Genomic DNA, 12,942 nt, shown 5'->3' with positions numbered 1-12,942 from the left:
CATATTTAAAACGAATTTAAACTCTCGAGTTTAAGCAAGTTTCGCCTCAAGTATTAGTTTACTTGGGGTTTTTTTGTGTCTGTATTTCTCCTTAAAGCCTTTATCTATAATCGCTAGATACTTTCTCTGTATTTATTTTTACTAAATGGTCTACTCTTTAATAGTATATTCGCAATAAATTTGCATGTATGTCTTCTATCTTTCAAAAATTGGTGACCTAGTTCTATAAGATAATTCTGTGACCAAACGGTGACCAAGACCTATTCTATAATAAAAAAAAGCAAAAAATGTTATTTCAAGCTCGGCAACTGTACCGCCACCTCGAAATAATACTCCTCTTTTATACGAATACTCACTTTGCCATTGTGAGCCTTAGCAATCGCTTGCACGATAGATAACCCTAAGCCTGCTCCCGCTTGATGCTGATGATTTTTATCTTGACGATAAAAGCGCTCAAACAGTTTGTCAGCTTCGCTTTGGGCTAAAGGCTCATGTAATTTATTGGTGATGGTTATTTTCGTTTTTTCAGAGTTATCAGTCGCCGCTTTAATCACTGATTTAATGACTATGACACTATCGCTCACCGCGTAATAGATGGCATTGGACAGTAAATTGGCAAATAGCCTTTGTAGTAAGCTGTCGTCTCCTAATACCGAACCAAACGCGCCACTTTTTTCAAAAGTTATCCCACTCTCTTCTGCTATTAGCTCAAAGTAGTCCATAAGTTTAGTGAGTAGAGCGTCAATATCGATAGGCTTTAGCTGCGAGGCGTTAAGCCCCTTTTGGGTTTTGGCGAGCAGCAACATGTTATTGACCAGACTCGATAACTGATCGAGGGTGTCATGCTGATGATGGAGCTGCTCGACATATTCTGCTGTATCTCTAGGCTTGCTGAGCATGACTTGGGTTTGTGTACTTAGCGTCGCTATAGGCGTGCGCAGTTCATGAGCGATGTTATCTGAAAATCGTGACAAGGATTCAAAATTACTTTCAAGTTTTGCCATCATTAAGTTATAAGATTCAGCCAAAGGACGCAGCTCTCGAGGCATTTCATCAACTTTTAATCTATCATCCAGTTTTTCAGGACTAATACTCTTCATTTTTTGTACGATAGTCGATAATGGAGCAAAGCCCCAATAAACACTCAATGCGGCGATCGACACTAACAGCAGGGTAATGACCAATAAGATCAGGCTAAGCTGGCGATTAAACTGTAATAAATACTGATGATGGACATCAATTGGCAGCGCAATAAGCACCAATGCTTGCTCATTTTCGATAACGATAGCGCGGTAATGCCTGTCGTTTATATGAGTGACAAACTGCTGCTGCGCGTTATTTTGCCACAAAGTTAATAGATTAAAGTCATTGTCCAATTCATTAGCAAAGCTGCTAGGGGCAGTAGATAATAGCTGTCCTTGTTTATCAGTAATGACGGTCTTTAGATCATAATCAAACGCTGAAGAATGCAGGGGATTAGCTGCCATTGCCATAGAGGGATTGGACGGTTCTAATGATATACCGTTAGGGCTTTGTGGCTCAAAGTCGCTCAGACGCTGACGCCAATTAAAGGCGGCATGAGTGATAATCTCAGCGTCCATTTCTTCAAAATGACCTTTCACTGAGTGCTGAACCCAGATATAAATCACTATCTGTGAGAGCACCACAAAGATAGTCAATAATAATAGCGTGCGCCATAACAGGGGCAGGCGACGACTGTCAGCGTTATAAGCCATGCTATTTCACATCGACCACATTAGTTTGAGCAACAGAACTCTTATTACGCTCATTACTTTCATCATTCTCAGCGTTTTGTATTTCCTCTAACTTATAACCCATGCCGCGTACGGTATGGATTAGCTTCACCGCAAACTCATCATCTACTTTCAGCCGTAGCCGCCGTATCGCCACATCTATAACATTGGTATCGCTATCAAAATTCATATCCCAGACTTGCGAGGCAATCACCGAACGCGGTAATACTTCGCCTTGGCGCTCAAGCATGAACTGTAATAAAGCAAACTCTTTTGCCGTCAGCTTGATGGGCGTTTCTCCTCGCTGCACCGTGCGCTTAGCAATATCTAGCTTGAGATCTGCAAGTTGCATGATCGTGCTTTGATAGTCCGCTTGATTGGCACGTCGCAATAAGCTTTTTATTCTGACTATTAATTCTGCAAAGGCAAAAGGTTTGGTCAGATAATCATCACCGCCGATCTCAATCCCCTTCACTCTATCGCTTAGCTCATCTTTGGCCGTCAAAAATAGCACAGGCGTATGCTTGCCTGCCGCGCGATAATTGCTCACTAATTCAAAGCCACTAACATCGGGCAGCATCACATCCATAATGATGACATTGAAGGTATCCGTCATCATCGCATGGTAGCCATCTAACCCCGTCGCTTGATGTTCAACGATGAAACCTGCTTCGCTCAGACCCTTTTTTATGTACTCGCCAAGCTTTATCTCATCTTCTACCAATAACACTTTCATGCTTTATCCTTGTCATACTGCTTAAGCTTATTAGTGGCTATTCTTATATTTTGTAGCGCGGACTTTTATCATCATACTAACGCAATAGCACTATTAGCAGTACTTAAATTAGTGAAGATGACAATATTGTCATCTTGTTGTCATCTACCTGTCAGAATGGATAAGTTATGCTTTAGACTGAATTAATATCCTAAAGTCCCACTGACCCTAAACCAAATTAATTAAGGATTAACCATGTCACTCTTTAAATCAAAGTCTTTACCTAAAGCAATCGTAGCCACAGCCGTCGCTCTAGTCGTATCAACGTCAGCGCTAGCACACGATCCTAAAATGCATGCTGAAAAAGACCAAATGAATTGTGAAAAAATGGAAAAGCACATGCAGATGATGGATAAAATGGATCATAGCAAAATGGATATGAATGATCCTGCCATGAAGGCGATGATGGCCAATATGGGAAAAATGAAACAGATGCATCAAAAGCACTGCGTAACCGCTAAAAGTGACTCTTAAATATTGATTCTATAAACCCTTTATTACTGCTAGATAGTGTCATCAACCAGTAATGAGGGTCTATAGAAACTATTTTTAGACGCTAAGAGTAGGGCATCAAAGAAAATGGATTTTAGGATAAACCCATGAAGTTTTTACTAGGAGTACTTTTTACTGTCGTGGTCGCTACTGTTGGTGTCTTTACTGTGGTTATGAGTGGTGTCATTAATATTGGCGCTGATCAAGGACATAGTCCATTGGTTTATGATTTCTTGGAGACGGCTCGCACCCGTTCAATAGCCAACGCTAGCAAGGACATTATTGTTCCAGATTTAGAAAAAGTAGAGATGATTAGCTCAGGCGGTGCCGACTACAAAGATATGTGTGCAGGCTGCCATTTGTCTCCTGGGGTAGAGAGCACTGATTTTAGTGAGAGCCTATATCCTAAGCCACCTAATTTTACTAACGTGGAAGTGGTTGAGCGTTATAAAACGGATGCGGGTGCTCAGCAAAGTTTTTGGGCGATTAAGCACGGTATTATGGCATCAGGTATGCCAGCGTGGGGCGCTTCTCATGATGACGATAGAATGTGGGCAATGGTGGCTTTTATTAGATCATTACCTGAATTAGATGAGAATCAATATACCATGCTGACCACTAGAATAAATGACGATATGTTAGATATGTCACTTAATAGCGACATGATGGATATATCAGACGATGGAGCTGGAATGCAGCATTAATTCTTTCCTATTCTTCCATAAGAACGCAGTGCTAAATAGTGCTGCCTTTTGGGATTTTAGTTTAGCCTCTGCTATTTTTCTACTAGTAGAGTATAAGTTTTGAAGAGTCCAGCAGATAAATAGACACTCAGGAGTGGTTTATGAAACGCGATATTACTAAGCTTTTTTATAAAAATAACTGGAAATTTGGTCGAGTCCTTTCAGCGATGTTTATATTACCGTTGTCGTTAACGCTCGCTGCTTGCAACCCTAACTCCACGGCTGCCGATATAGAGCCAACTACAGAGCCAGCGCTTGCCACCCAAAGTGCTCAAATAGAGCAGCCACAAGCGCAAATGATGTCTGTCAGTACTCATTCAGGTACTCAGTCGACGATTCTACAAAACGTCTCAGCGACAGTCTATAAAGATGCCAACTGTGGCTGCTGTAAAGAGTGGATTGGTCATGCCGAAGACCATGGCATGACGGCTGACGGGCAAGATGTCGCCGACTTAGCGGTATTTAAGCAGCGCTACGGTGTGCCTAATAATATGCGCTCTTGTCACACCACAGTGACCACTGATGGTTATGTGTTCGAAGGTCATGTACCCGCCAAACACGTGGCAGAATTTTTAGCCAACCCACCAAGCGAAGCGATCGGTCTGGCAGTACCAGGTATGCCTATGGGAAGCCCAGGTATGGAATATCAAAATAGATTTGATCCGTATCAAATCATGCAAATCAACAAGGATGGTAGTAGCACGGTTTATGCACAGATTGAATCGCCGCAGCAGCAACTGTAGTTTGAATCTTTCTACACGTGTAAAAAGACAACAAAGCATTTTTAAAGATTTTTCTGCTTATTGAATCCTTATTATGAGTAACCCTATGAATAATAATCACAAGCTTAACCGCCGTCATTTTTTGACTGGCTCCTCTGCTTTAGTAGGGGCGTCAATGCTATCTAGCCTGCCAACGATTGCTAATAGTGCTTTAGGTAGCTCGCAAAACAATGCGGTTATCAATAGCGATAGACCTAATCATAAAGTGCCAATACTTACGGGCAACGAGTTCGATCTTTATATTAGCAAAAAGCCAGTTATCGTCAATGGCAAGTCAAGCATGGCCACGCTGATTAATGACTCACTACCTGCGCCAACGCTGAAGATGCAAGAGGGCGATACGGTGGTGATACGCGTGCATAACCAGATGAATGAGTCGACCTCTATTCATTGGCATGGTCTGCTCGTGCCTTTTGAGATGGACGGTGTCCCCGGTATTAGCTTCGATGGCATACCAGCAAATAGTACCTTTACTTATAAATTCAAACTTAAGCAATCAGGGACTTACTGGTATCACTCGCATACTGGCTTTCAAGAGCAGACCGGTATGCGCGGCGCGATCGTCATCGAGCCAAAAGCAGCGGAGCGTTATCCTATAGCCGAAGATCATGTGATTTTGCTCAGTGATTGGACGCATCGTAATCCGCATACTTTATTGAAACTACTCAAGCAGCGCGCTGACTTTGATAATTATCATCTACCAGATTTCAAAAAACTACTCTCGGATATCGCAGCCACCGATATAGAGGCTGCTTTTGATAAGCGCAAAATGTGGAATCAGATGCGCATGATGCCGACTGATTTTAGTGATCTATCAGGTGAAACCACGTTTACTTATCTGATTAACGGTAAAACTACCGCCGCTAATTGGGCGCAAATAGTCAAAGCAGGACAGCCTGTCAAGCTGCGCTTTATTAATGGCTCCGCGCAGACCATATTTGATGTGCGTATTCCTGGACTCAAAATAAAAGTAGTGGGTACCGATGGCAATGATGTCGCGCCAGTAGAGGTCGATGATTTTCGGATTGGTGTGGCTGAGACTTATGATGTCATCGTCACGCCCACTCGTGACGCGCATACTATCTTTGCGCAAAACATCGATCGTACTGGCTATGTTGCGGCTAGATTGGCCACTTCGAATGATGCTCGTTCTGCTGTTCCTAAGATGGACGGTATTGAATGGCTAACGATGGCTGATATGATGGGCGCCATGGGTGATAAAGGCTATAAGGCGCACCATGCTAAGACTGAGTATGATTTTAAGACCGATATGCGCGTCGATAGTCCGCGTATGAATCTAGATGATCCTGGGATCAATTTGCGGGAAGTCGATAGAAACATACTGACTTATAGTCAGCTGCGTTCTGTTGGCAACGAAATCATGAGCGAGCAGCGCAAACCCACTCGCGAGCTTGAGATTCATCTAACGGGTAACATGGAGCGCTATATTTGGGCGCTAGACGGCATTATGTTTAAGGACGCGCCGCCTGTCAATATTAGGCCGGGTGAGCGCGTCCGTATTACTTTAGTCAATGACACGATGATGAGCCACCCGATGCATCTACATGGCATGTGGAGTGATTTGCGTATGCCATCAGGAGAGCTGCAAGTACGCAAACATACTATCTTGGTGCATCCTGCGCAAAAGATTAGCTTTGACGTGACAGGCGAGGCGGGACGATGGGCTTGGCATTGCCATCTGCTTTATCATATGGAAGCGGGCATGTTTAGAGAAGTTGCTGTCGTTTAATGAATTGTGCAAGGTGAGTTTTATTATGAAAACAATCAAAAAAAATCTGCCATTCATTGGCTTGTCGTCAGCGGTATTGCTAGCGTCACCCTTGGTAGCAGCAGCTGAAATGAATATGTCGGATATGGATCACAGCAGCATGGACATGTCGGATATGGATCACAGCAGCATGGACATGTCGGAAATGGATCACAGCAGCATGGACATATCGGATATGGACCACAGCGGTATGGATATGTCAGATATGGACCATAACAGCATGAGTATGTCAGATATGGACATGTCAGGGATGCAAGGCGGAGAGCCGCCTGCTGACGCACGTAGCCCTGATTACTCCAATGGCGTAGGTTATGGTGAATTTGGTAAGCCTGTGATGATGGGCAGCCTGCCGACTTGGGGCGTATCGGTAGATGATTTGGGTTATCAATTCGAAGAGGATGCAGTCAACTTTGAGATTGAGGGCTGGTATGGCGATGATAGTAATCGTCTTAGAGTGCGTACTGAGGGTAGCGTAGCGACCAAAAATGATAAAGACATTGAGAGTCTGAGCTCGCTTGCTTATTGGCAGCCGCTCAGCATCTTTTGGAATGGCGAAGCGGGTATCGCTTATAATACTGAAAACGATAAATCGGCGCTGATGGCGGGTATTGTCGGCACTGCGCCATACTTCATTGAGACCGATGCTAGAGCTTATGTTTATACTGACGGTCAAGTTCAGCTTGATCTTGGTGCAGAATACGAGTGGCGCTTAGATCAACACTGGGTAGTGATACCCGAAGCTGAGTTAACGGTATTTAGCAAGGATGATACTGACAATAACATCACAAAGGGCTTTAATGAGTTAGAGACTGAGGTTCGACTCACTTATGAGATGCTCAGTCGTCAGCTGTCCCCTTATGTGGGCTTTAGCTATGAGACCGCATTATCAGATGCTAGAGATCTGCGACGTCAGAATAATAAAGACGTCGATACAAGTAGCGTCACGGCAGGGGTGAAGTTTTGGTTTTAGAGTAAGCTAATACTATATTCATCTCAAAGTGAAACTGTTACGAGATTAAGCGCTCTACTGGTATAAATTTTACTGGCGTGCTGTTATCACAGAGGCTGCATAAAATTCATCCCAGTAGCGCTATATCATTTTTAGAGTGAATCGACTATAGAAGCTCAAATTTTGTGAAACTGTTTTACTATCTGCTTTACCTCTAACTTAATTATCAATACTGGCATCTATCAATATAGGTGTCATTTTTGGAGATAATCACATGGATATGAATAATAATAAATCGCAAATGAATCCTTACGTCAAGTTTGGTCTGATGATACTCACCTCGACTATCGTCATGTACATCATGATGTATCTCAATACTTACCAGTGGGATCACGTTTATTTTAGCGAAACTCGTGCTTATATGGCGTTATATATGGGCGCGATGATGGCGATCATTATGCTGGCTTTTATGACCAATATGTATAAAAAAACCAAGGTCAATCTGATGATTTATGGCCTTAGCGTCTTTTTGTTTGCCTTTGGTCTCTGGGGCGTGCGCTCACAAGCCACCGTCGATCAAGTCGATTGGATGCAAGCGATGATTCCGCATCATTCTATTGCTATTTTGACCAGTACACGGGCTGACATCGAAGATCCGCGAGTACGCAAATTAGCTGACGATATTATCGAGGCGCAAAAGCGTGAAATCGGAGAGATGGAAGCTTTGGTTGAAGAGTTGAAATAGCACATTTGAGTTTATCACTGTGTTATTGCCATCTGACTACCAGCAATGTTGAATGTTAGATTTTGATCGATAAGCACAGCTTACCGTCTTTGAGGAGGAATGATATGAAACACGCTGACAGTAATAACTCTAACAAAGGTGGTCAGTACGATAAAGTACCCGTAAATTATAGTGATACGGTTTATATCTGCCCGATGCATCCTGAAGTTCGAGATACTGAAAAGAGCGATTGTCCAATATGCGGTATGTTCCTTAAACCTGAAGACCAAATTGTTAAAGAGGCCGCTGAATCCAATAGCAATGAAGATAGTCACGCCAACTGTCATAGAGAAGGTAGTAATAGCGGCGAAGTAAAATCTATCAAAGGCGGTAAATACGACAAAGTGCCCGATGGTTATGAGGGCACGATTTATACCTGTCCGATGCACCCTGAAGTTAGAGACGTTAGAAACAGTGGCTGCCCGATATGCGGTATGGCACTAGAGCCCGAAACGATTACTATCGGCGAGGAAGATACCGAAGAGCTTGACGATATGACGCGGCGCTTTTGGATTTGCACCGTACTGACCTTGCCGCTATTTATCTACGCCATGAGCGATATGGTTGGCATAAACCTAGATCAGATTGGCTCTTTTGATATCTCTGGGCAACTGAGTCAAATCGTTCAATTAGTGCTAGCGACTCCAGTCGTGGTTTGGGGCGCGGCGCCTTTCTTTGTGCGCGGTTGGCAGTCGATTAAGAGCCGCAATCTCAATATGTTTACCCTAATCTCTTTAGGCGTAGGCGCAGCTTATGGGTTTAGTATTGTCGCCACCTTTTTTCCGGGTATCTTTCCAAATAGCTTTCGAGGCGCTAATGGACAAGTCGGTGTTTACTACGAAGCCGCCGCTGTTATTACAACCTTAGTCTTGCTCGGTCAAGTGCTAGAGCTCAAAGCCAGAAGCCAAACATCAGGTGCGATTCGAGCTTTGCTTGAGCTAGCACCGCCAACGGCAAGGCGGGTCGATGACAAGGGTAATGAAAACGAGGTGTCACTGGACGAAGTCGTTACTGGCGATAGGCTAAGGGTTAGACCCGGTGAGAAATTACCGGTAGACGGCACGGTAATCGATGGCAGTAGTAGTGTCGATGAGTCCATGGTCACAGGTGAACCTATTCCGGTGTCCAAGGAGCAAGGTGATAGCGTCACAGGCGGTACGGTAAATGGTACGGGCACGCTACTGGTTAAAGCGGTTAATGTTGGCGCGGATTCAGTACTGTCCAAAATCGTACAAATGGTTGCGGAAGCTCAGCGTAGCCGCGCGCCCATTCAGCGCTTGGTGGACCAAGTGGCGGGCTGGTTTGTGCCTATTGTTATCGTTGCCTCCATCATCACCTTTATCGTTTGGGCGCTATTCGGCCCTGAACCGGCGATGGCTTATGCTATGGTCAATGCGATAGCGGTACTGATTATCGCTTGCCCTTGTGCACTCGGTCTGGCAACGCCTATGTCTATCATGGTCAGTACGGGTAAAGGCGCACAAAATGGCGTATTGATCAAAAGCGCTGAAGCGCTTGAGACCATGGAGAAGGTCGATACTATCGTCGTTGATAAAACCGGCACGCTAACGGCAGGTCGTCCTGAGCTGACAGCGATTGACGCGCTGACAGATCAGGATGAAGATGAGTTTTTGGCACTGGTCGCCGCAGTTGAAAGCGCCAGTGAACACCCTTTGGCAGAAGCTATCGTCAGAGCGGCAAAAGATAGATCGCTTACTATCCCTAAAGCCCATGACTTTAATTCAACCACAGGCGAGGGCGTAGAAGCCATTGTTAATGATAAAAAAGTCGCTATCGGTAACTCTAAGCTAATGGATAGCTTAAATAGCTTCGATCAGAATTTGTCTACTAAAGCCGACGTCCGTAGAAAGGAGGGCGAAACGGTGATGTTTGTCGCTATAGATGGCACGGCAGCTGGCATCATCTCCGTGGCTGACCCTATCAAGCAGAGCACTAAGGAAGCTATAGGATTACTGCACGAAGCCAGGCTAAAAGTTGTCATGCTAACCGGTGATAATCAAAAAACCGCGCAAGCCGTCGCGAGTAAACTAGGTATCGATGACGTCCATGCTGATGTGTCGCCCGAGGATAAAAACCGCATCGTCAAAGAGATGCAAGATAGCGGTAAGTTGGTCGCGATGGCAGGCGACGGTATCAATGATGCTCCTGCCTTAGCGCAAGCCGATGTCGGTATCGCGATGGGTACAGGAACTGATGTGGCGATGGAGAGCGCTGGGGTTACCTTGTTAAAAGGCGACTTAATGGGTATAGCCAAAGCCCATAAGCTTAGCCACTCGACCATGCGTAACATTAGACAGAACTTGTTTTTTGCTTTTATTTACAACGCTATTGGTGTACCGATTGCCGCCGGTGTGCTTTATCCTGCGTTTGGTCTATTACTCAGCCCGATGATAGCGGCGGCGGCGATGAGCTTATCATCGGTATCGGTAATTGCGAACGCGCTTAGACTGCGCCGATTAGAGTTGTAAGTATCGTATCAACACAAATGTATCAAGACAAATAATACCGATAACTAAAGGATGGATATGGTATAAAAAGAGGGTCATAATAAGACTGATACCGGAAAATCAAGGAAGAGCTATGACAGGGATTGAGTTTTATAGCAATGGTCATATTATCAGTGAAGCGGATAGTATGCGTCAGAAGTTAGGCGTTTTGGCAAAACAGTATGGGGCTACCTCAGCCATTATCGTCACCGATGGGGGTATCACCGAGCTTGGCTATGTTGATATCGCTCGGCAGTCGCTAGAAGCCTCAGGGGTAAAAGTTACTGTATTTGATAATGTAGTTGCCGATCCGCCGATTGCAGTAGTCAATCAAGCTATCGAGATGGCAAGAGCGCAGCAATGCGATCTAGTGATAGGTTTGGGCGGTGGTAGCTCAATAGATACCGCCAAGATCGTTGCTTTATATCCCAATAACTTTGATTCTATCAACGATATCTTAGATGCCGATTTAAGTACCTTCAAAAAACTACCGCTATTTGCTATTCCCACCACCGCGGGTACGGGCGCTGAGTCTACTTTTGTCTCGGTCATTACTGCTGAAGATGGCAGTAAAAAGGCTATCTACACTCCCAAAATCCTACCTGACGTCGCTATTCTTGACGCCACCTTAACCTTGAAACTACCTCGTCATATCACTGCCGCCACTGCCCTTGATGCGATGGTGCACTGCATCGAGGCTTATACCAGCCGCACCAAAAAGAATGCTATCTCGGATGCCTTAGCGCTTCAAGGCTTGCAAATGCTTTGGCACAACTTCGAGCAAGTCCTTAATCATGGCGATGACCTTGAGGCTCGCGCTGAGATGTTATTAGGCTCGACGCTGGCAGGAATAGCTTTCGTCAATTCCTCAGTAGCTGCTGTGCATGGCTTGTCTTATCCTTTGAGTATTAATTTTCACATTCCGCATGGGCATGGCAATGCGTTAGTGATGTGTCCGGTATTTAGCTTTAATCTACCAGAAGCGGCGCCGCATTATGCTCAGCTCGCGCGCGCAGTTATGCCACAGACTCATGCTATGACTGACTTAGATGCGGCAACAGCCTTTATCGCGCAATTAAAAAGCTTCTTAATATCAAGTGGTCTTGAATATCGTCTAAGCGAGCTTGAAATCACTGAGAATGACATTCCAGCTTTGGCAGATATCGTGCTCAATACTTACGCGCGTCTGATCGCTACCAATCCCAAAGACATCAATTTAGCTGAAGTAACGGCTTTGTATAAGGAGATATGGTAGTAACTTAGATATGATCAATTGAAAATAAAACGCTTATAAATTTATATCAGTAGCGCTATAACACTTTTAGTGTAAATCGGCTATATAGTATTTTAATAATCTTAAACTATGTCGCTTATGGCAAGGAAGTCAAATAACTCTTAAGGATAATTGTTATGTCAGATAATCAGGCAGCACCTCATTTAGAAGTCATCGTTGATGGTTTTCATTATTTAGAAGGGCCGCGCTGGTATAAAGATGCGCTATGGTTCGTTGATTTTTATACGCAAGGCGTTTACCGCGTCAATGAAAAGGGAACTGCTGAAAAGGTAGTGGAAGTTCCCGAGCAGCCATCGGGATTAGGCTGGTTACCTGATGGACGTATGCTAGTGGTGTCGATGAAAAATCGTAAGGTTATGCGTCTTGAGGACAATGGCGAGCTAGTGGTGCATGCCGATATCTCAGCGCATTGCGGCGGTCATGCCAATGATATGGTTGTCGCTAATAATGGTAATGCTTATGTGGGTAATTTTGGCTTTGATTTGATGGGCGGCGAGGATTATAAAGCGGCGGGGCTAGTGCTAGTCAAGCCAGATGGCAGCTCGCAGATAGTGGCAGAAGGTTTAGCCTTTGCCAATGGTATGGTGATCTCAGCGGATAATAAAACCTTAATCGTCAATGAGTTATTTGGTAATAGAATCTCGCAATTTGCTATCAAGGATGATGGCACGCTAGGCGATAGACGCGACTTTGCAAGCTATGGCGAGCTTGGCGATGAGCCTGATTTGATGACTCGTATCGGTAATGCCAAGATTTTACCTGATGGCTTAGCGTTAGATAGCGAAGGGGCGGTTTGGATTGCTAATACCCTAAATCAGCAAGCGCTGCGTATCGCTGAGGGCGGTGAGATATTAGACACGGTCAATACGCCATCTGAAGGCGTGTTTGCGGTAGCGCTGGGCGGTAAAGACGGCAAAACACTGTTTATGTGCGCGGCTCCCGACTGGGATGAAGACTCACGTAAGTCTGAAACTAAGGCTCGTATGCTGGCGACGCAAGTCGAAGTGAGACATGCAGGAACGCCTTAATAATCAGTCGTTAAAGACTAGCGAAAAAGGTACGCTAGAGAAGTT

Annotated in this window: 11 protein-coding genes; 9 read left to right on the top strand and 2 right to left on the bottom strand. The window is 44.6% G+C overall.

Annotated features, from left to right (window positions below; genetic code table 11):
- Positions 1-290: 290 nt before the first annotated feature.
- On the bottom strand, positions 291-1,736 hold the full coding sequence (locus ACTXGJ_RS11910) for a heavy metal sensor histidine kinase (RefSeq protein ID WP_443566082.1): 1,446 nt from the start codon (positions 1,734-1,736) through the stop codon (positions 291-293).
- A 1-nt stretch (position 1,737) separates the two neighbouring features.
- Positions 1,738-2,490, bottom strand: coding sequence for a heavy metal response regulator transcription factor (locus ACTXGJ_RS11905; protein WP_443566081.1), 753 nt, complete (start codon positions 2,488-2,490; stop codon positions 1,738-1,740).
- A 234-nt stretch (positions 2,491-2,724) separates the two neighbouring features.
- On the opposite strand from ACTXGJ_RS11905, the gene ACTXGJ_RS11900 reads away from it, so the two are divergent.
- The 9 genes from ACTXGJ_RS11900 (at position 2,725) to ACTXGJ_RS11860 (ending at position 12,897) form a co-directional block, all read left to right on the top strand.
- The gene (locus ACTXGJ_RS11900) at positions 2,725-3,003 is read left to right on the top strand and encodes a hypothetical protein (RefSeq protein ID WP_439244445.1); all 279 of its coding nucleotides are present in this window, start codon (positions 2,725-2,727) and stop codon (positions 3,001-3,003) included.
- Positions 3,004-3,128: 125 nt separating this feature from the next.
- Positions 3,129-3,725: a c-type cytochrome gene (locus ACTXGJ_RS11895; protein ID WP_443566080.1), complete on the top strand. Its 597-nt coding sequence runs from the start codon at positions 3,129-3,131 to the stop codon at positions 3,723-3,725.
- Positions 3,726-3,865: 140 nt separating this feature from the next.
- A complete protein-coding gene (locus tag ACTXGJ_RS11890; RefSeq protein WP_439244449.1) occupies positions 3,866-4,507 on the top strand; it encodes a DUF411 domain-containing protein in 642 nt (213 codons plus the stop codon).
- 73 nt (positions 4,508-4,580) lie between these two features.
- A complete protein-coding gene (locus ACTXGJ_RS11885; protein ID WP_443566079.1) occupies positions 4,581-6,296 on the top strand; it encodes a copper resistance system multicopper oxidase in 1,716 nt (571 codons plus the stop codon).
- A 25-nt stretch (positions 6,297-6,321) separates the two neighbouring features.
- Positions 6,322-7,305, top strand: coding sequence for a copper resistance protein B (locus ACTXGJ_RS11880; RefSeq protein WP_443566078.1), 984 nt, complete (start codon positions 6,322-6,324; stop codon positions 7,303-7,305).
- A 253-nt stretch (positions 7,306-7,558) separates the two neighbouring features.
- Complete coding sequence (locus ACTXGJ_RS11875) at positions 7,559-8,029, top strand: DUF305 domain-containing protein (protein ID WP_439244454.1); 471 nt, start codon at positions 7,559-7,561, stop codon at positions 8,027-8,029.
- Between the two features lie 194 nt (positions 8,030-8,223).
- Positions 8,224-10,557 carry a copper-transporting P-type ATPase gene (locus tag ACTXGJ_RS11870; RefSeq protein WP_443566084.1) on the top strand — a complete coding sequence of 778 codons (2,334 nt, stop codon included), beginning with the start codon at positions 8,224-8,226 and terminating at the stop codon, positions 10,555-10,557.
- Between the two features lie 112 nt (positions 10,558-10,669).
- Complete coding sequence (locus tag ACTXGJ_RS11865; RefSeq protein ID WP_443566077.1) at positions 10,670-11,830, top strand: iron-containing alcohol dehydrogenase; 1,161 nt, start codon at positions 10,670-10,672, stop codon at positions 11,828-11,830.
- Positions 11,831-11,985: 155 nt separating this feature from the next.
- Positions 11,986-12,897, top strand: a complete 912-nt coding sequence (locus ACTXGJ_RS11860) for an SMP-30/gluconolactonase/LRE family protein (protein WP_443566076.1) — start codon at positions 11,986-11,988, stop codon at positions 12,895-12,897.
- Positions 12,898-12,942: the final 45 nt, after the last annotated feature.

Source organism: Psychrobacter sp. 1Y11 (genome assembly GCF_052259045.1).
GTDB lineage: Bacteria > Pseudomonadota > Gammaproteobacteria > Pseudomonadales > Moraxellaceae > Psychrobacter.
This window is presented reverse-complemented; position numbering and strand designations above follow the sequence as displayed.